Annotated in this window: 18 protein-coding genes; 13 read left to right on the forward strand and 5 right to left on the reverse strand. The window is 41.0% G+C overall.

What is annotated here, in order from left to right; genetic code table 11:
- Positions 1–52 precede the first annotated feature (52 nt).
- Positions 53–688 carry a leucyl/phenylalanyl-tRNA--protein transferase gene (gene aat, locus R2Q85_RS05195; RefSeq protein WP_316810680.1) on the forward strand — a complete coding sequence of 212 codons (636 nt, stop codon included), beginning with the start codon at positions 53–55 and terminating at the stop codon, positions 686–688.
- On the opposite strand, the gene R2Q85_RS05200 is transcribed toward aat, so the two are convergent.
- Positions 681–3,575 carry a DEAD/DEAH box helicase gene (locus R2Q85_RS05200; RefSeq protein ID WP_316810681.1) on the reverse strand — a complete coding sequence of 965 codons (2,895 nt, stop codon included), beginning with the start codon at positions 3,573–3,575 and terminating at the stop codon, positions 681–683. The two genes, aat and R2Q85_RS05200, sit on opposite strands and share 8 nt — an antisense overlap.
- Before the next feature lie 262 nt (positions 3,576–3,837).
- On the opposite strand from R2Q85_RS05200, the gene R2Q85_RS05205 reads away from it, so the two are divergent.
- Complete coding sequence (locus R2Q85_RS05205; RefSeq protein ID WP_316810682.1) at positions 3,838–4,479, forward strand: GIN domain-containing protein; 642 nt, start codon at positions 3,838–3,840, stop codon at positions 4,477–4,479.
- Positions 4,480–4,542: 63 nt separating this feature from the next.
- Here R2Q85_RS05205 and R2Q85_RS05210 read toward each other — a convergent pair whose 3' ends face one another.
- Positions 4,543–6,084, reverse strand: coding sequence for an aldehyde dehydrogenase family protein (locus R2Q85_RS05210; protein WP_316810683.1), 1,542 nt, complete (start codon positions 6,082–6,084; stop codon positions 4,543–4,545).
- 288 nt (positions 6,085–6,372) lie between these two features.
- On the opposite strand from R2Q85_RS05210, the gene R2Q85_RS05215 reads away from it, so the two are divergent.
- Genes R2Q85_RS05215 through R2Q85_RS05245 form a run of 7 tightly spaced genes read left to right on the forward strand, consistent with a single transcriptional unit; the run spans position 6,373 to position 12,233 of the window.
- Positions 6,373–7,776: a tetratricopeptide repeat protein gene (locus R2Q85_RS05215; protein WP_316810684.1), complete on the forward strand. Its 1,404-nt coding sequence runs from the start codon at positions 6,373–6,375 to the stop codon at positions 7,774–7,776.
- A gap of 42 nt (positions 7,777–7,818) precedes the next feature.
- On the forward strand, positions 7,819–8,586 hold the full coding sequence (locus R2Q85_RS05220; RefSeq protein ID WP_316810685.1) for a phosphosulfolactate synthase: 768 nt from the start codon (positions 7,819–7,821) through the stop codon (positions 8,584–8,586).
- A gap of 25 nt (positions 8,587–8,611) precedes the next feature.
- Positions 8,612–9,355, forward strand: coding sequence for a shikimate dehydrogenase (aroE, locus tag R2Q85_RS05225; protein ID WP_316810686.1), 744 nt, complete (start codon positions 8,612–8,614; stop codon positions 9,353–9,355).
- 1 nt (position 9,356) lies between these two features.
- The gene (locus tag R2Q85_RS05230; protein ID WP_316810687.1) at positions 9,357–9,938 is read left to right on the forward strand and encodes a gliding motility lipoprotein GldD; all 582 of its coding nucleotides are present in this window, start codon (positions 9,357–9,359) and stop codon (positions 9,936–9,938) included.
- A gap of 19 nt (positions 9,939–9,957) precedes the next feature.
- Entirely contained in the window at positions 9,958–10,596 is a 639-nt protein-coding gene (locus R2Q85_RS05235; RefSeq protein WP_316810688.1) for an MBL fold metallo-hydrolase, read from the forward strand.
- 20 nt (positions 10,597–10,616) lie between these two features.
- A complete protein-coding gene (locus R2Q85_RS05240; protein ID WP_316810689.1) occupies positions 10,617–11,852 on the forward strand; it encodes an FtsX-like permease family protein in 1,236 nt (411 codons plus the stop codon).
- Positions 11,853–11,855: 3 nt separating this feature from the next.
- Positions 11,856–12,233: a hypothetical protein gene (locus tag R2Q85_RS05245; RefSeq protein ID WP_316810690.1), complete on the forward strand. Its 378-nt coding sequence runs from the start codon at positions 11,856–11,858 to the stop codon at positions 12,231–12,233.
- Between the two features lie 3 nt (positions 12,234–12,236).
- On the opposite strand, the gene R2Q85_RS05250 is transcribed toward R2Q85_RS05245, so the two are convergent.
- Complete coding sequence (locus tag R2Q85_RS05250) at positions 12,237–13,082, reverse strand: 1,4-dihydroxy-6-naphthoate synthase (RefSeq protein WP_316810691.1); 846 nt, start codon at positions 13,080–13,082, stop codon at positions 12,237–12,239.
- 9 nt (positions 13,083–13,091) lie between these two features.
- Complete coding sequence (gene mqnB / locus R2Q85_RS05255) at positions 13,092–13,724, reverse strand: futalosine hydrolase (protein WP_316810692.1); 633 nt, start codon at positions 13,722–13,724, stop codon at positions 13,092–13,094.
- A 72-nt stretch (positions 13,725–13,796) separates the two neighbouring features.
- On the opposite strand from mqnB, the gene R2Q85_RS05260 reads away from it, so the two are divergent.
- From R2Q85_RS05260 to R2Q85_RS05275, 4 genes are read left to right on the forward strand one after another with little or no spacing between them, the layout of a single operon-like run.
- A complete protein-coding gene (locus R2Q85_RS05260; protein ID WP_316810693.1) occupies positions 13,797–14,207 on the forward strand; it encodes a 6-pyruvoyl trahydropterin synthase family protein in 411 nt (136 codons plus the stop codon).
- 12 nt (positions 14,208–14,219) lie between these two features.
- Positions 14,220–14,852 carry a GTP cyclohydrolase I FolE gene (gene folE, locus R2Q85_RS05265; RefSeq protein WP_316810694.1) on the forward strand — a complete coding sequence of 211 codons (633 nt, stop codon included), beginning with the start codon at positions 14,220–14,222 and terminating at the stop codon, positions 14,850–14,852.
- Positions 14,853–14,908: 56 nt separating this feature from the next.
- Positions 14,909–15,790, forward strand: coding sequence for an ACP S-malonyltransferase (fabD, locus tag R2Q85_RS05270; protein WP_316810695.1), 882 nt, complete (start codon positions 14,909–14,911; stop codon positions 15,788–15,790).
- A gap of 37 nt (positions 15,791–15,827) precedes the next feature.
- Positions 15,828–19,553 (forward strand): HAMP domain-containing sensor histidine kinase, encoded by a 3,726-nt coding sequence (locus tag R2Q85_RS05275; RefSeq protein WP_316810696.1) that lies wholly within the window; start codon positions 15,828–15,830, stop codon positions 19,551–19,553.
- Here R2Q85_RS05275 and R2Q85_RS05280 read toward each other — a convergent pair.
- Positions 19,545–20,453 carry a hypothetical protein gene (locus R2Q85_RS05280; RefSeq protein ID WP_316810697.1) on the reverse strand — a complete coding sequence of 303 codons (909 nt, stop codon included), beginning with the start codon at positions 20,451–20,453 and terminating at the stop codon, positions 19,545–19,547. The genes R2Q85_RS05275 and R2Q85_RS05280 overlap by 9 nt on opposite strands.
- Positions 20,454–20,563 lie beyond the last annotated feature (110 nt).

Consider the following 20,563-nt stretch of genomic DNA (forward strand, 5'->3'; position numbering starts at 1 on the left):
CTATTTATAAAACGAACCTATGGAGATAATGTTTTAGTACGTAATATTGTAAATGGTTTTTAAGTTAGACGATAATAGAATCGTTTTTCCAGATCCGGGGCTCGCAGATCCCGACGGGTTATTGGCAATAGGGGGCGACCTTAGGCCGGAAAGGCTTATTTTAGCCTATAAGAACGGAATTTTTCCCTGGTTTAGTGAAGGGGACCCGATATGTTGGTATGCCCCGGCTGAACGCTGTGTAATTTTTCCTGAAAATGTGATCGTCAGCAAAAGCATGGCCAGAATATTTAAACTTAAGCAGTTTGAATTCACCTACGACCGATCATTTAAAGCAGTTGTAGAAAACTGCGCAAAGATTGACAGGAAAGAACAGGATGGAACCTGGATTACCAGGGATATGCAGGCAGCTTACATGGAGCTGCACCAGCGGGGATATGCACACAGTGTGGAGGTTTGGCAGAACGGGGAGCTTGTTGGAGGCCTGTATGGCGTACATATTAACCAGATTTTCTGCGGGGAAAGTATGTTTAGCAAAGTAAGTAATGCCTCTAAAGCTGCCTTGATCTGGCTTTGTCAGAACAAGGGTTTCAGCATGATTGACTGTCAGTTGCCTAACAATCATCTGATGAGCTTAGGTGCCGAAATGATCAGCAATGACCGCTATTTTAGTTCGCTAAAGGCTAATTGAGCAATTCGCTGATGTCTTCCTTACTTAAGGATTTAAAAAAACTTTCTTCTGTAGTGATGAGTGAGTTGGCCAGCCTTTTTTTACGGTTTTGTAAAGCAAGGATTTTTTCCTCTACGGTATCCTTTGCTATGAATTTATAAATGAAAACCTTTTTATCCTGGCCAATTCTATGTGTTCTGTCTATGGCCTGTTGCTCCACTGCCGGATTCCACCATGGATCAAGAATAAACACATAATCGGCCTGGGTTAAGTTTAAACCGACGCCGCCAGCCTTAATAGAGATGAGAAACACTTTTAGTTCAGTGTTCTTCTGGAATTCTGCTACAATTTCTCCACGATTTTTAGTAGCCCCATCCAGGTAGGCAAAAGAAATGTGCTCTTCTTCAAGGTATTGCCTGAAAATATTCAGGTGCTTTACGAACTGAGAGAAAATAAGCACCTTGTGCCCGCCTTTGAGTACGTTATCTAAGGTATGGACCACGTTTTCAAATTTGCCCGAGTCTGAATTGTAGCTGTCATCTATCATTACAGGATGGTTGGCCAGCTGCCTTAAAGCGGTAAGACCCTGTAAAAGCTGTACCTGCTTTTTAGCGTAAGTGCCATCGTCCATGCTGTTGAGCAAATCATTTCTATAGACAGATTTGGTTTTTTCATAATAAGCAGCCTGGTCTTCGCTCATGTTACAGTAAAAGATCTGTTCGGTTTTTGGCGGCAGCTCTGAGGCCACCTGTTCCTTTGTTCGTCGCAGTACGAAAGGTTTAATAATGGCCTGTAATTTTCTGGCCTTTTCTTCGTCTTTTTTCTTTTCAATGGCCTGCACGTATTCCTCGTTAAAGAAGGCCTGGGTACCCAGTAACCCTGGGTTTAAAAATGTCAGCTGTGTCCAGAGGTCGCTTACTGAGTTTTCGACAGGTGTACCACTTAGTATAAGTTTATGTCTGGATTTAAGCACCCTGACGGCTTTAAACGATTTGGATGAAGGGTTCTTGATGTTCTGGCTCTCGTCCAATATAATGTAACTGAAATAAAAATCTTTGAGGGTATCGATATCCACCCTGGTAATGCCATAAGTGGTAATGATGATGTCAAAATTGGCAAAACGGCCTACGTCTTTATTCCTGGAGGTGCCTGTATGGGCATGGATTTTTAGTTTCGGTGTGAATTTTTTAGCCTCATTGAGCCAGTTATAGATCAGCGAGGTTGGCATGACGATGAGTGATGTACTGTGTTTGGATTGTTCCTGGTCCTCTTCTTTTAATTTCTGTAACATGGCCAGGGTTTGTATGGTTTTCCCTAAACCCATATCATCAGCCAGGCAGCCACCAAAATTGTACTCCCTTAAAAAACTGAACCAGTTGTATCCAGCTTTCTGGTAGCTGCGCAGGTCGCCTTTAAAATGAAGGGGCATTTGCGTATCGGCGATGTCTTCGAAATCGTTCAGCCTTTGCAGTTTCCTGCTCAGGGTAATACTGGCAATGCCATCCTCTGCCAGTTCATTGATCAGGCCAATATGGTGTTTTTTGAGCTTTAAGCCTTTTCCGCCATCAGAAAGACTAAACAGGCTGCCGTATTGGGTAAACCATTTATCGGGGATGATCGCTATTGATCCGTCGGGTAAAACAAACTCCCTTTTTTTATGCAGGATGTGGTTTTTTAAAGAGATAAAAGGAATGGGATGACTGCCAAAATAAACGATGGCATTGATGTCAAACCAATCGTTGTCTTCCTTGATGTCAAAGCTGATCTTATTGACGGCAAATAAGAACTTTTTAGTGCCGCGGTGCTGTTCAATTTCAAAACCTGCTGTCTGGAGTTTTTCAATATGTTCATTAACCCAGTTGATAACGGCATAGGATTGATCCTCGGCTATCTCGGCCGGTACTTCAAGGTGGTGATAAAGCGCACTTGTTTTTTTGAGCCCAAGGCTTAAAAGGTAATCAAATTTCTGCTTTTCCCAGGAAACATCTCTTTTAATACGGGTAAAGATGTAATTGTCCTCTTCCTTATGCAGATGAACAGTTACCTTTTTCTCATTTCCCATAGCAAATGCATGCTCGCCATATTTAAAATAAAGCTGAACCTGGGAAATTCCCGCATCAACATAAATTACCTTTATAATAGGGGTAGGTTCATGTTTTTCTGTTTTGATGTCAAAGCCTTCCGCATAAACGTGGTATTTCTCAATCAGTGGCCCCACAAACTTTCCGAAATAGGCCGCTTCTGTGGTCTTAGGAATGGTGATGTATCTTTTATTTAGAAAAGGGATTAGTTTTTTGCCTTCAATATCCTGTTCAAAGAAATAGAGTACGTCATTGAGCAGGAGCCAGGAGGGCTGATTACTGATTACCTGGGCATCTTTAAACATAAAATCAATGCGCAATCCCTGATATTTGATGGTTGGGAAATAACGGGTCTCGATTTCATTTCTCCTGAAATGGAACAATACGGTTGAGGCTGCTGTTGCAATGTCAATTTTTCGCTCTGCAGGCCAGCCATCTTTATCCATTAGGTAGAGCGAGCCTTCGGTTTTAAGAATCTCTAAAACCTCGGACAGCTTCTTTTCAATTTTTGGACGGACATTATCGTAGAATTTATCGTTGAAAAACTTGCTGAAAAATTCTACAGGCCTGATCGCTTTTTTATGAAACTTTTTAATGATGAAATCCTGTTCTGTCTCATCCAGTATTTTGATGAGTTTAAAATCGGTTTCGCTGAGGTGCTTGTTAAATTCTTTTGCAGTATGCGAAAAAATACGTTGATAGGTTAATGAAAAATCCCCCTGCGGATTTAACTGGACAATATGTGGTTCAATTAAATAGCCCAAATACGCATGCTTACACAAAGAATAAACAATTTTGCAGGGTTTGGAACTATCAACACGTAACATTGGCAAGCGATTAAAACAATTAGCAGATAAGCATTTAAAAACCGCTAAACTTACATCAAATTGAATTGCTTTCAAATAAAATCAATTGGTTTTTTTATGAATTGTTGCGAAATGCTGACCGTTGATTGTGGTTGGTCGAAAAAAAATGACTGTTGGTCGTTTATTCCGGGAAGCTTGCCTAAAAGGTTAAAAAACGCTGTAACGTTTTTGATTTTACCGCGACTTATAGGTAATCAGGTAAAGAAACTTAACAGCTAAAAATATGAAAACTCTGGTAAAAACATTATTTACAATAGCCTTATCAGCTATTGTACTCTCCTACTCAGCATTTGCTTCGTTAGCAGCCGATAAAAACAGTAAGGAAACCGAAATCACTTTGCCTTTAGATTTTAATAAGGTGGTAGTTACGGGTAACGTAAAGGTAATGCTGATTCAGTGCAACACACAAAGTGTAGTGATTCAGGAAGAATACAACAGGAAACTAACGTCTGTAATGCAGAAAGGAGATAAATTGTACATCAATTCCAATGAAGCGGAACCTATTCATGTCAATGTATATTTAAAGGATTTACAAAGAATTGATGTTGCCAATAGTGCCTGGGTAAGTACAAGAGGCAAATTTTCCTCAAGTGTACTACAGGTTTTTTTGAGGGATAAGGCAAGGGCCTTCATCGATGCGGAGATTGGGAGTTTGTATACAGTAATAAAAGACCAGGCAGGTTTAAAACTGAAAGGGTCGACCAATGACCATACCTTGGTTAAAGATGACATTGCAAAATTGAAAATGGATCAGTTTGCTGCATTAACAACTACGATAGAACTCCAGGAAGTGCAGTTCAAGTTACCTGGGTATAAGCCAGGAATTTCGAAAGACTCAGTAATAGCCGAACGGAAAATCAGATAACCATACGATTAACATTAACACACATTGAAAAAGGCGGCAGAATTTCTGCCGCCTTTTTTTTGATCACAGATCAAACTTAATGCCTTGTGCCAGCGGTAGGGTATTGGAATAATTTATCGTATTGGTTTGCCTGCGCATATAAGCTTTCCATGCATCGGAACCACTTTCTCTTCCGCCGCCTGTCTCTTTTTCTCCGCCAAAGGCGCCGCCGATTTCTGCTCCCGAGGTTCCGATATTAACATTTGCTATTCCACAATCAGCGCCTGATGCAGATAGAAACTGTTCGGCTTCCCTTAGGTTCAAGGTCATAATAGCAGCGGATAACCCTTGAGGTACACCATTTTGCAATGCAATTGCCTCATCCAGTGTTTTGTATTTTATAAGGTATAAAATTGGTGCAAAAGTTTCGTGCTGAACAATTTGGTAATCATTTTTAACCGCTGCAATGCAAGGCTTTACGTAACAGCCACTAGCATATTGAGGTCCTGCCAACAGCCCACCCTCGACAACAAACTTTCCGCCTTCGGCTTTGCACTTTTCGATGGAGTCAAGGTAGGCATTAACAGCCGCTTTGTCAATCAAGGGGCCAACATGATTGTGCTGATCAAGCGGATCGCCAATGCGCAGTTGCCCGTAAGCTTTAATCAGTTTGGCCGTAAAAACATCATAAACACTTTCATGAATAATTAGTCTTCGCGTTGATGTGCAGCGCTGCCCGGCAGTACCAACTGCACCAAAAACAGCACCGATCAAACTCATATCCAAGTCGGCATGCTCAGAAATGATAATGGCGTTATTGCCACCAAGTTCAAGCAGGCTTTTACCAAGTCTGGCGCCAACGGCAACAGCAACAGCTTTTCCCATGCGGGTAGATCCGGTAGCAGAGATCAATGGTACCCGGGTATCATTTGTCATCAGCTCTCCAACCTCCTTATCTCCGGTAATTAAATTAGAAACACCCTCTGGAACACCATTTGCTTTGAAAACAGCTGCGATGATGTGCTGACAAGCGATTGCAGTTAATGGTGTTTTTTCTGAAGGTTTCCAGATACATACATTTCCACATACCCAGGCCAGTGCTGCATTCCAGCTCCAGACTGCTACGGGGAAATTGAAGGCTGATATAATCCCCACAATACCCAGTGGATGCCATTGCTCGTACATGCGGTGGCTGGGGCGTTCCGAATGCATGGTTAAGCCATAAAGCTGACGGGAAAGACCCACGGCAAAATCACAGATGTCTATCATTTCCTGTACTTCGCCAAAACCTTCCTGTAAACTTTTACCCATTTCATAAGAAACCAGGGTACCCAGGTCTTCCTTATTTTTACGCAGGGCCTCAGCAAACTGGCGGATAATATCTCCGCGTTTAGGAGCAGGCAAATTGCGCCAGAAAAGAAACGCTGCTGATGCTTTTTTTATCACAGTCTCATAATCTTCAGCCGTCGCAACCTGCACCCTGGCTATTTTCTTTCCGTCAACAGGAGAAACGCTGTCAATGGTTATTGCAGCAGTCAAAGCGCCCCAGTTATTGCCGGTGCTGAAAGCCGGATTTAAATCAAGAATGCCTAAATTCTTTAAAACAGTACTGATGTTATTCTGCATATTGTAATGATTAGGTATACGATACAAATCAACAAAAAAATAATGGAAGGTGGGTAAAGCAGGATGTTAAATGAGTTTCGTGACCTGAATTTTACTTGTTTTCGCATAATGTTGTGTTCCTTTGTAAAATATTTCAGATCATAACCCGCTCGCATTATTAATATAATCAGTTACTTAACAAGTAAGTTGTGTGTATGTTGAAAATTATTTGGCGCATCCAAGGCATAATAATTGTAAACTTATAATGTATTTAACAACAAGGGAAGCTGTTCTTTAATTATTCGATACATGGAAGAGGAATTTTACTTTGATTTTAGTGATGACGCCCAACGGTCAGTTGAACGTTACGAGGAGATGATACGCAATCAGGATCAGTATTTTTTTGATGCCCAGGCCTTTGAAAATATTATTGATTACTATATTGAGAAGAGTGACCCGGTAAAGGCCCTTCAGGTGATAGAATATGCGCTTAACCAGCATCCTTATGCTGCGGTATTCCTGGTTAAACAGGCACAATTGCTGTTCATCACAGACCAGACAGAACGGGCATTCTTATCCTTGCAGAAAGCAGAAATGCTGGAGGCTTCGGAAGCAGAGATCTATATTTTAAGGGGCAATATTTTTAATAGCCTTGAGCGCTATTCAGAAGCATTGGATAATTTTCAGAAAGCCTTGGAGTTCGCGGAAACGACAGATGAAATTTTGTTGCAGATTGCCTATGTGTACCAGAACATGCTGGATTATGAAAGTGCGATTGTGTACATTAAGCAGAGTCTGGAACAAAACATGGAGAACAAAGATGGTTTGTATGAACTGGCCTTTTGTTATGATATCCTGGACAAGCAGGAAGAAAGCATCAAGTTTTATCAGGAATATATTGATAACGATCCGTATTCTTATGCTGCATGGTATAACCTGGCCAATTCTTACCATAAACTGGACTTGTTTGAGAAAGCAATTGATGCCTATGATTATGCCATCCTGATCAAAGATAATTTTGCTTCAGCCTATTACAATAAAGGGAATGCATTGGTTCAACTGGACCGGTATACAGAAGCTATTGAGGTTTATAAACAAACTTTTGAATATGAGCCGCCCAATGCTGACACCTATTGCGCCATAGGGGAATGTTATGAAAAGCTCGAAAGGATGGATGAAGCGCGTTCTTATTACAAGAAATCTGTTAAAATGGATGCAAAGATGGCCGATGCCTGGTTTGGCATAGGCGTTACGCTTAATTTTGAGGAGCGCTACTTTGAGTCACTACATTTTTACAGAAAGGCCATTGAGCTGGATGCCGAGAATCCGGACTTCTGGTTTGCCATGGCTGATGCACACTATAAGCTTGGTCAGATCGACCAGTCGGTAGAAGCTTATCATAAAGTGCTGGAATACAATCCAGTGGATGTAGAAGCCTGGCTTGATTTTTCAACGGTATTGTACGAACAGGGCAAATTAGTAGAGGCTTCTGAAACCATGTCTGATGCCATAAAAAATAATCCTGATGCGGCAGAGCTATATTATCGTATGGTTGCTTACTTATTTGCGCTGGGAAAAAAGAATGAGGCACTTTTGTATTTGGAAACTGCATTGGTTACCGATCCGGAAAAGCACTATATTTTATTTGAATATTTACCGCAATTGCAGGATAACAGCGCAATTGTTGATGTGATCAGCCGGTATATAAAATAGTATTGTGCCGTTGTCAATTTTTTCTTCACCTTTGTGACCTATATGAATTACCCATTGAATAATATACCGGAGCGTCCTGCAAAACCACGTAATAAAGGAATTACAATGGTTATGGATAAAGGACTAAGCTTAAGACAAACTGAAGATTTTATAGAAGTTGCCGGAATACATACTGATATTGTGAAGTTAGGCTGGGCCACTTCATTCGTTACGCCCAACCTAAAAGAAAAACTACAGATCTACAGAGATGCGGGGATTCCTACTTATTTTGGGGGAACACTTTTTGAAGCATTTATTATTCGCAACCAGTTTGATGATTATTGCCGGGTACTGGATCAGTTTGGCATGGAGTACGCCGAGGTTTCAGATGGCTCAATTACTATTGAACATGACCAGAAATGTGAGTTCATCCAAAAGCTGGCCAAACAGGTTACTGTGATCTCTGAGGTCGGATCCAAAGATGCCACTAAGATATTTGCACCTTATAAGTGGATCAAACTGATGAATGCAGAGATTGAAGCGGGTTCATGGAAAGTTATCGCTGAGGCCAGAGAAGGAGGTAATGTTGGTATTTATAGAGGTTCTGGCGAAGTTCGTGAAGGTCTGGTAGATGAAATTTTAACCCAGATCCCTGAAGAAACGATTATATGGGAAGCGCCTCAGAAAGAACAGCAGGTATGGTTCATTAAACTTTTAGGGGCTAATGTAAACATTGGCAATATTGCGCCTGCAGAGGTAATCCCGTTAGAAACCATACGTTTAGGCCTGAGGGGAGATACATTTGATCATTTTTTGAATCTGGACAAATAGTGCTGTAAATGCATTCTTATAAATAATGAGAAAATTTGGTTTAATCGGTTATCCTTTATCACATTCTTTTTCAAAGAAATTCTTTACTGAAAAATTTAAGAAAGAGCACATCACCGACTGCGAATACGAACTTTATCCGATAGAAAATATTGAGCTTTTTGTCAAACTGTGGTCTGACAATCCTGAACTTTATGGTATTAATGTTACCATACCATATAAAGTACAGGTGCTGCCGTTTTTAGACGAAATGGATGAAGCTGCAACGGCAATTGGTGCGGTTAATTGCATCCTGATCGGTAGAAAGAATGCGGAGCAGTGTATCAAAGGTTACAATACCGATGCCTATGGCTTTGAAGAATCTTTAAAGCCCCTGCTCGAACCCCATCACCGTAAAGCATTGATTTTTGGTGACGGCGGCGCGGCAAAAGCAATCAAATATGTATTGAATAAACTAAACTTTCCTTTTTTGGTGGTCACCAGGAAACCAACGGAACATAGTATCCCATATGATGCGGTAGATGAGGCGGTGCTAAGGGAATATACTATACTGGTGAACACCACCCCTCTAGGGATGTCCCCGAATGTTGGAACCTGTCCGGATATACCTTACCATTTATTAAGCGATAAACATATCGGTTACGATCTGGTTTACAATCCTGAAGAAACCTCCTTCCTAAAACAGGTAAGAGAACAGGGTGGAAAAACAAAGAACGGCCTTGAGATGTTGCATTTGCAGGCCATCCGCTCCTGGGAGATTTGGAATCCATAACATGAACAGATATTTCTTTCTTTTACCCGGAATTTTACTCGCTTTTTCAGCCTGCAACAGCAATTCTTATTCACCCAAGCCCAGAGGCTATTTTAAAATTGATTTTCCGGCTAAGGTTTATCAGACTTACCAGAAGGACTGTCCTTTTTCCTTCGATTATCCAATCTACGCGGTTTTACAGCATGACAGCAGTGCTGATACCCAGGCTTGCTGGTACAACCTTTCCTTCCCGCAGTTTAACGGGCGTTTACACCTTACTTATTACGATATTTCTTCAAAAACAGCGTTTGAAAATCTGGCAGAAGATGCCCGGACATTTGCCTTTAAGCATACCGTAAAAGCAAACGCGATAGATCAGAAGCTCATTAATTATCCCGAAAAAAAGGTGTATGGGGTGTATTATGCCATTGAAGGCAATACCGCCTCATCTGTCCAGTTTTTCTTAACCGACAGCACAAAGCATTATTTTAGGGCTGCATTGTATTTTAATGAGCGCCCTCAATACGATTCTATTCAGCCGGTAATCCGTTTTATTAAAACAGATATAGACCGGATGATCAGCACATTTAAATGGAAGAATTAATTGTAAAACATCAAAATATATGATCAGCATTCAACAATTCACCTTTAATCCGATAAGCGAAAATACTTATATCCTTTATGATGAAACAAAGGAATGTGTGATTATTGACCCGGGAATGTACGATGCGGAAGAGCAGAATACGGTGGTTAAGTTCATTAAAGAAAAAGAATTGAAGCCTGTTCTTTTGCTGAATACGCATTGTCACTATGACCATGTATTTGGTAATAAATTTGTTTACGATAACTGGGGCCTGAAACCGCAGTTCCATAAAGGGGAACTGTATGTTTTGCAGGCCATGCCTGGTTATGTGCCTCAAATGGGCCTGCACTATGAACTTTCTCCGGAACCGGAAGTGTTTTTGCCAGAAACCGGAACCCTAAAGTTTGGCAGCAGCCAGCTGGAACTGATCTTTGCTCCGGGTCATTCTCCGGCCCATTTATGTTTTTATGCAGCGGCTGATAACTTCTTAATCGGCGGGGATGTTTTATTTTACTACAGCATAGGCCGAACTGATCTCCCTGGAGGCAACCATTTGCAATTAATCAATAGTATCAAAAATAACTTGTTTATATTGCCTGATGATTGCAAGGTTTATCCGGGCCATGGTCAATCTACCACCATAGGTTTTGAAAAACAACACAATCCTTATTTACAATAGGCATTATCATTAATAAAACATTGAATACACCTTTCTACATAGCCCGGCGGTATCTTTTTGCAAAAAAATCTACCAATGCCATCAACATCATCTCTACCATTTCGGTACTTGGGGTTTTTGTGGGCAGTGCAGCTTTGATAATCATATTATCCGTATTCAATGGTTTTGAAGAAGTGGTTTTAAAGATGTTTAATACGATTACTCCTGAATTGGTGATTGCTCCGCTCAAGGGGAAAACATTTGATCCGAATACCAGCTATTTTAATGAACTGCGAAAAGATAAGGACATTTATTCTTTTACGGAAGTGCTTTCAGAAAATGCTTTATTAAGGTATAACGATAAACAATCCGTTGGATTGGTAAAAGGGGTAAGTACCGACTACCTGAAGAACAAGAGCCTGGATAGCATAACGATTGATGGTAATTTCGTACTGGAAAAGAAAAATCTGAACTACGCTGTAATAGGTTCAGCAATTCAAACCTTTTTGATGGTAAACACTACTGATCCTTTTTATCCGCTTCAGATTTTTTCACCTAAAAAGCAGCGCAACCATGCCAGTTCCATCAATCCGGCAGATGATTTTACCATTCTATCCATACCCGTTTCCGGCGTTTTTGAAGTGCAGCAGGATTTTGACAATGTGGCGATTGTTCCTTTAAGATTTGCCAGGAAATTGCTGGAAGAACCTCAAAATATCTCCGCAATTGAGATCAATCTGGAAAAAGGCGTTAATGCTGATGTGTTTAAACAAAAGATAGAAGAGCAGATTGGGAATGATTTTGAAGTAAAGGACAGGATACAACAAAATAAGGTTTTATACAATATTCTGGGCAGTGAAAAATGGGCTGTATATATCATTCTGACCTTTATCCTGATCATTGCTATATTTAATATTATTGGTTCTTTAACGATGCTGGTTATAGATAAATTAAAGGACATTGCGATATTAAGCAGTCTGGGTGCGGGCAAACAGCTTATTAAACGTATCTTTTTGCTGGAAGGAATGATGATTTCGATGACCGGCTGTATATTTGGACTGATCATCGGACTTGGCTTTTCTCTGCTTCAACAGAAATTCGGTCTCATAAAAATGTCGGAAGACAACCTCGTTATTACCAATGCTTATCCCGTAGCGCTAAAATGGAAAGATTTTTTACTTGTGTTCTTAACGGTAAGTGTTTTTTCTTTTATGGCATCAGCTTTGTCATCTAATTTGAGTGTTAAGAAGATAAACCATTTAAATCAAGATCTATAAATCATGAATATATTTAAAAGCCCGCTATTTTTATTAATGGCCATTGCTGTTACGGTACTGGCTTGTAATCCAAGGCCAGCAGAAAATAATCAGCAGGCCGGCAGAGTACTGAAGGGCTTGTATAGTTATGGTCCTGAATTAAAATCGTTTACAGATTGTGAAGAAGGGACTGAATATTGGGTTGCAGACAGCGCAAAGACCCTTGAGCTGGCTTACAACAATTTCAACTTTGAAAAACCTTATGAGCCTGTCTATATAGAAGTGGAATGCCATGCCATTAAATCAGATAGTTTGAGCATGTCGGCTGATTTTGATTCTACCCTTGTAGTAACCAAAGTGCTTAAAATTACCAGGGAAATACCAGACGGACCCTGTAACTAAAGCCTAAGGTATCAGGTAAATGTCATGCTGAACAGGAGGGATCAGTTCTTTTTCCCGGGCCATGTTAAATAGGGTGTCAATTGCTTTTCTTCCCTCAGTACCGAGTTCAATGCTGTATTTGTTTACATACAGTTCAATGTGTTTGTACATCACCTCTTCACTCATTTCCTGGGCATGCTGCCTGATGAAATCCAATCCGGATCTGGGATTCGCAAAAGCAAATTCTACTGATTTTTTGATCAGCCTGTTCACTTTTTCCTTGGTTTCCTGATCAAGCTTTCTGTTGGCGACAATTCCGCCCAGCGGGATCGCACAACCTGTTTGCTGTTCCCAGTAGTTTCCCAGGTCAATGATTTTATGTAATCCTTTTTCCGTATAAGTAAATCTGTTTTCGTGGATAATCAGGCCCAGGTCAATCTGGTCTTTTAACAATGCGTTTTCTATTTCTGAGAAAACCATTTCCTGTTTGTTAGTCAAATGGGGGAATGCAATGCCCAATAAAAAATTGGCCGTTGTATACCGGCCGGGTATGCCAACTTTAAGACCGGCACTTAATTCCCCGCTGTTTTGGGTAAAATGCTCCTGGTGACAGATCAGCAAAGGGCCAACCCCAAAGCCCAGGGCACTTCCCGAATCAAGCAGTGCATACTGCTCAGAAACATAGGCGAATGCATGAAAGCTTAGCTTGGTGATGTCCAGTTCGCCACGAAATGCTTTCTGGTTCAATGTCTCCACATCGTCAAAAAAGACTTCAAATGTTAAGCCTTCGGTATCAATTTTATGGTGGATCAATGCGTCAAAAATAAAAGTGTCGTTCGGACAGGGCGAGAAACCAATGCTTAACTTCATGTTGTAAAGTTAAGCATTTGTCAAAAATTCAATGGTCCATTCGTTCAGGTTCTTCAGGGCAAGTCCGACCTGCCAATTTTCTTTATTTCTCGGTTCTACATAATTTGAAATGCTGCGGACCTGAAGACAAGGCAATGCCGCCTGCTGACAGCAATACAATACAGCTGCGCCCTCCATGCTCTCCGTGTCCGGGTTAAATTGTTTAATGGTCCTGTCAATACTTTTCTGGTTGCCGTGAACACGATTTACAGTAATCCCCTTCACCTTTTTAAGTTTCGCAACAGATTCATGCAAGAGATTGTTTGCCGCTACAAATCTGGAATGGCCAAAACCAAGCTGTTCCATACTTAAAAAATCATTTCCATCTTCTGCACCCAGTTCTGCAAACTCATCGCTGGTAATATTGAGTACATTACCCAAGGAGACAGCGCGGTTAAATGCGCCTGCAATACCCAGGTTTAAAACCAGTTTATAAGCTCCAGACAAGTGTTTGCCCAGCGCGTAGGCTGTTGCCGTCATGCCTACACCGGTAATCAGGATGTCAAAATCAGCAGTGCGCACAAAATCCTTTTCGGGTAAGTGGAAGTGTTTGGCCAATAAAGCGATTTCTGGCCAGGTAGCGGCAACCAATAAGATCTTCATGATAGCTAAGTTAGAGATTTAACCTTTCTACTTTAACCTTTCTGCGTATATTTGTCAATAATATAACAGCGCATGATTTATATAACCAGAAAAGCATCATTTAACGCAGCACATAAATTGTCCAGACCCGACTGGACCGAAGCTCAGAATACAGAAGTTTATGGAAAATGTGCCAATCCAAACTGGCATGGACATAATTATCAGTTGTATGTAACTGTTAAGGGAGAAATTAACCCGGAAACGGGTTTTCTGGTCGATCTCAAATGGTTGAAAGACATTACCAATACTGCTGTAGTAGATAAAATTGACCATAAAAACCTGAACCTCGACGTTGATTTCATGAAAGGTAAGTTAGCCTCTACCGAAAATCTGGCCATTGCCATATGGGATGAACTGGTGAACCTGATTGCAGGCTCAGGTGCACAGCTGCACAGCATAAAAATTTACGAGACTGAAAATAACTTTGTGGAATATTTCGGTTAATAACCCTTTGACATGAATAATCATACCGATCATTTAGATGAAACAGAAAACGGATACATTAAAATAGACCGTTATAACCAGGGTAAAATTGATGCCGTAGCTGAGCATTATAGCGACATCTTGTCCCAGCTGGGAGAGGACCCTTCCCGTGAAGGTTTGTTAAAAACACCTGAGCGTGTAGCAAAAGCCTTACAATATCTTACCCATGGTTATGATCTGGATCCGGCTGCCATCCTTAAAGGGGCAATGTTTAAAGAAGACTACAGCCAAATGGTGGTGGTAAAAGATATAGAAGTTTTTTCTATGTGTGAACACCACATGCTCCCATTTTTTGGTAAAGCCCATATCGCTTACATCCCAAATGGGCATATTGTGGGTTTAAGTAAAATTCCGCGCATAGTTGATGCCTTTGCGCGGCGCCTGCAGGTTCAGGAGCGGCTGACCAATGAGATCAGGGATTGCATCCAGGATACCCTGATGCCGGCTGGTGTAGCCGTAGTGATAGAATGTAAGCATTTATGTATGGCCATGCGCGGCATCCAGAAGCAAAATTCAGTGACCACCACTTCAGCATTTACAGGAGAGTTTGCCAAAGATAAAACCAGGGCCGAGTTCTTAAGATTAATTACCGCTAATCTTCACTAGTTAAGAAAATCATATCAAACACAAGGCAATTGCCGTTATAAAAAATAAACCAACAGATGAAAGCATATCTATTTCCAGGACAAGGGACTCAGTTTTCGGGCATGGGTAAGGAACTTTACGAAAACGAGGAAGCCAAAGCGCTGTTCGAGAAAGCAAATGAAATTATAGGTTTCCGGATCAGCGACATCATGTTCTCTGGTTCTGACGAAGAACTTAAGCAGACAAAAGTTACCCAGCCTGCTATATTTTTGCATTCTGTAATATTGGCAAAAACACTCGGCGATGCCTTTCAACCAGATATGGTAGCAGGACACTCCTTAGGGGAATTCTCGGCACTTGTGGCCGCTTCGGCCCTTTCTTTTGAGGATGGGCTTAAACTGGTCATCACAAGAGCCAATGCCATGCAAAAAGCATGTGAGCTGGAGCCTTCCACAATGGCAGCCATTCTTGGTCTGTCGGACGAGGTTGTTGAAGATATTTGTGCAAGCATTGATGCAGTTGTGGTAGCCGCAAATTACAATTGTCCTGGTCAGATTGTGATATCGGGAAGCATTGAAGGGGTTGATCTGGCTTGCCAGAAACTCACCGGGGCTGGCGCTAAAAGGGCCTTGAAACTGAATGTCGGCGGGGCCTTTCATTCACCCCTGATGGAGCCTGCAAGAATCGAACTTCAGGAAGCGATAGAGAAAGTGAGCGTATTGCCTCCGGTATGTCCTATTTATCAGAATGTTGATCCGGTACCAAATACAGATCCTCAAAAAATAAAAGCCAATCTGATCACCCAGTTAACAGGCGCAGTGAAGTGGACACAGGCTGTTGAACGCATGATCGCTGACGGTGCGGACGAATTTATTGAAGTTGGCCCGGGAAATGTATTACAAGGTCTGGTAAAAAAGGTAAACAGAGCCGTACAGACAAGCTCTGCTACTGCAGAATGATGGGTTTGATCATGAATACTTAAAAAATAGGACAAGCGTGGGTATAAGAGGTAAAATCAGATTTCTTTTATTATTACTGGGCGCTTGTTGTATTGTTACAGCCTTATCTTTAAAGCATTCCATCACTAAAAAAGAACTGCTCGGTTACGAAGCCCGGCAGCTTCAGGAAAACCTTGGCACCAAGGAACAGCTTGTTTATAATTTTTTAGCAGATGACAGGCAGGTTGAAAATGCCAGGAATTTTGACAAGAATGAGAACCATGGCTTGAATTTCATTAAAACATACCGTAGCCAGGGCATCAATATTTTGGTGTATAAAGGCGATAACCTTAAATTTTGGAGTTCTTTCCGGGTATTTCCTTCCAATCCAGAGGCCATTAAAGAAGGCTCTTCAGTTGTTCCTTTACGCAATGGATATTATGAGCTGATCAAAAAGACTTCAGGAGATTATGTGCTCATTTTTTTGATCGACATCAAAAGCCAGTTTGATATCCAAAATCAATACCTGGAAAACACCATCTCCAAATACCTTTGTCCCTCCAATTCCTTAACTCTGGCAACTTATACAGACAGAGAGGTTTACGGGATAAGAAACATCAAAGGGGAGCCCTTGTTCGAAGTGAAATTAAGACAAGGCTATTCTAAAAGCATCTATGCCACGATTGAAGTCTGGCTTTGGGTAATCGGACTTTTTAGCTTTTGTTTGTTTTTTAATTCACTTTCTGCCTGGCTTGCAAAGGGAGGAAAGCCGGTTGCGGGTACCCTGCTGCTGATCTTGTTCTTTGTAGGCATCAGGGTAACAGATCTGGAATTTGGCTGGTTTAACCACCAGTTTAACTTACAGATATTTAGTCCTACTATATTTGGAGAAAGCTTTTTCCTGCCCTCTTTGGGCGATTTCTTACTCAACGTCATTGCGCTTACCTGGGTTGTGCTCTTCATGTATACCTATAGCGATAAATACAGGTTGCCGGCATGGCTGGCCGGCAGTAAAGTTGGCGGATTGATTTTTCACCTGCTGTTGCTGATTGCTTTTGGTAAACTGGCCTTTTTATTTGACGATATTTTTCTGGGCTTTATCCTCAACTCAAAAATTAACTTCAACATCACCAATATCATTAACCTGGGCTGGATCAGCTGGGTAAGTATCATTATTTTATGCCTGGTATGGTTCAACATGTACCTCATCGGGAATATCTTTATGCAGCAGACCCTGCAGCTCAATGTAAGCAACCGAGAGCGGCTGATCCTGTTTCTTGCTGCATTTTTTGCCTACCTGATTTACAGGGTGGAGACCGACTTCAGTATATTTTTTATCGCCTATGCTTTATTCATCTTCATTATGGCATGGAATATCTATATCCGGAAACAAAAGTTCTCCATAGGCATATTTGCGGCCCTTTTCTTTTGCCTGGCTTTTATTACTTCTATAAAATACCTGAGATTTACCAATTTAAAGGAAAAAAACAAAAGATATACCGTTGCCCAAAAGCTGGGTTCTACAGATGACCCCAAGGTGATCAGCTCTATAGAAAACCTGGAAAAAACCGTTTCTTCGGATGTTTTTATCGCGGAGTATTTTAAGCGCCCTGTATTGGAGGGAACATTTGATCTGCAGAAGCATGTGAATAAAATATTGCTTGGCGACTATCTCACCCAGTTTGAGTATAATTTGTACGAGTTTAACGGCCAGGATTCTGCAATTTCAAAGAAAAATTCGGTCGCTTTAAGCTATTATAAAAACCTGGTCCGGTCAGGCTCTGTCAAGGTGCCTGAATCCGATTTTTTTTACCGCATGAACTACACCTTCGGTTACCAGAATTATTTTGGCATCATCCCGATATTTGTAGACAACAGGATATTAGGCACACTAGTTATAGACCTAAAATCTCCACAGTATAATTTCAACAGCCAGCTGCCAGAAATATTAGCTGAAGGGAGAATTAAAGGGGAAGATGATTACAGCAGCTATTCTTTTGCTTTTTACAATGCCGGTAAACTCATCAGCCAATCGGGTAAATATACCTATAAGCTTTCGAGTGCGGATTTTAAAGGTAAGGTAGGGAAAGGTGAATTTGTAACAGATACCTTAGGTTATACGCACCTGGTATATATGCCTGCCAGTACCAAAATGATCGTGATCAGTAAAGAGAAGGTTTCTTATGTGGCAAGGCTGGCTACCCTGTCCTTTTTCTTCCTTGTGTTTATCATCTTTTCCGTCACACTTTATGCGCTGATCTGGCTACTCAAAAATATTGATGAAAGCTGGGGTGGCTGGTTTAACATCAACAGGTCGCTCATGATCAATGCCAATAAGATCCTTTACAAAACCCGGATACAGTTTTCCATTGTACTTTCGGTAGTAGCTACCTTGCTGATCGTTGGTTGGACAACCTATTTTTACATCAGGGATGAATACCGCAAGCAGCAGGAAACCTTTATCAAAGAGAAGATCCGAAAGGTCCAGCTGTCCTATGAGAAGCAAATCTTTAGTGCCGGGGGCTTGCCCGAGGTTACGGACCAGGCAAATGCCGATTTTAACCAGTTCGCCAATATTAATGCCACCTACCTCAATCTTTTTGATACCACAGGGACGGTGCGTTTTACTTCGCTCCCAAAAATTTACGATTATGGTATTATAGGGAAAAAAATGGGCCCTGAAGCTTATATTTACCTTAAAGCCCAGCAAAAATCGGAGTATATCAATCCTACTGAACACATTGGTGAGGATTTCAGGTATGCATCAGCTTATGCACCGGTCAGGAATGCACAGAATAAAACAATTGCCTATATCGGCTTGCCTTATTATGCGAACGAAGCTGATTATCAGAATAAAATTGGCCTCTTTATCAACACGCTGATTAACATTTATGCCCTGGTTTTTGTGGCCATAGGTATACTGGCCGTTTTCCTGGCTAACCAGATTACCAGTCCCTTAACCTTTATACAGGACAGCATACGTAAAACAAAACTAGGTCAGAAAAATCAGCCTATCCAATGGTCCCGACATGATGAGATCGGATCTTTGATCAAAGAATATAATAAAATGATTGCTGCTCTGGAAGAGAGTGCGGCGAAACTCGCCCGGTCTGAGCGCGAAAGTGCCTGGAGGGAAATGGCCAAACAGGTAGCCCATGAAATAAAAAACCCGTTAACACCATTAAAATTAGGCGTTCAGTTATTGGAGAAATCCTGGAAAGAACAGGACCCTAATTTTGAAAAGAAGTTTGAACGCTTTAACAAATCATTCATTGAACAGATAGACAGCCTGTCTACCATTGCTTCCGAATTCTCTAATTTTGCCAAAATGCCTGATACCAAGCTGGAAAAACTACAGCTGTTGCCAATTATAGAACAGGCAAGGAATGTCTTTACAAATGCAGAAGACGCAGAAATCTTCATTTTCAACCATACCCGGATGGACATTGAGGTGCTTGGCGACAAAGACCAATTGCTCCGTACCTTTAATAACCTTCTTAAAAATGGAATTGAAGCCGGAAATGTAAACGACAAATGTCTGATCAAGGTCAGGATCAACCATAGTGATACCGATGTGTTTATTGAAGTAGAAGACAATGGGAAGGGGATAGACCCCTCCCTCCAGGATAAAATATTTGTACCCAATTTTACCACAAAATCATCCGGAACAGGTTTAGGGCTGGCCTTTGTAAAACAAGCGGTAGAGAACGCCGGTGGTACGGTCGATTTTAAATCCATTACGGGTGTGGGAACTACCTTTTATCTGAGTTTTCCTTTATCTTAAAACAACAGCGGCTTTGCCCATTGTAAAGCCATCGGTGTAGAGGATAATGGAATAATTACCTTTTATAAAGTCATTTGGGTTCACCCAGTCCATCTTATAGATTGTATTGTCGTCATTATAAGATATAGAGGTTGAGGAGGTATACTGCATTTCCTGACCATCAGCTTCAAACATGTTATTGTCGTCGGCAATGAGGTTGCCTGCAGGATCAAAAATGCGAAGATAGATCCTGTGGTAATTTTTCTCAGCAAGTGGATTGGATACAATGTTAAACTTGACACTTAATTTTTTTGCACTGCTGGCACGGGTTACTTCTATGTTCTTCCCACTGCTTTTTACTTTATAAGCAACAACCTGTACGTTATTAGCTTTTAAAGAGGCACTGGTCTTCACCTTGGCATTCAGTTCCGAGTTTTTCCTGGCCAGCTCTTCTGCTTTGCGGCTCTCGGCATTGGCAAATTCCTTTAAACTGTCCCGCTGGTTTTTCAGGTAGGCATTTTCCTTTTCCAGGCGATAAATCTGTTCATTGTGATTTTTAACAAATTCCCTCAGTTCCTGTACTTCCTTTTGTGCATCAGCCAATTTACCTTCTGTTAAAGCACCTTTCTGCAAGGCCAGCTTTAATGCTGCAATCTTATCTCTTGCTAACTTTTGTTCTTCCTGTAATTTATCACTCAACACCAAATTCAGGCTGTTTGCTTTATCCAGCTCTATTTCTATCTTTTCCACCTCCAGTTTCAAACGGTCCTTTTCCGTACTTACCGTCACAAAGCGCTGGTTCTGTTGCCTGTCTTTAACGTATAAATATAAATTGGTACCCAATAGTGCAACAATAACCACAACAAGAAAATAAATTTTGTTGCGGTCACCCTTATTCACCAGATCATTTTGGTTCGACATTTCTCAGTTCTAATCTAAAAACAAAAAAAAGAGAATGGAATTAATTGCAGGATTAAGTAAAAAAACATTCAAATTGTATGAGACTTTAAAAAAAATCGTTTACTTGCTAG

The organism is Pedobacter heparinus (genome assembly GCF_032678725.1).
GTDB classification, from domain to species: Bacteria; Bacteroidota; Bacteroidia; order Sphingobacteriales; family Sphingobacteriaceae; genus Pedobacter; species Pedobacter heparinus_A.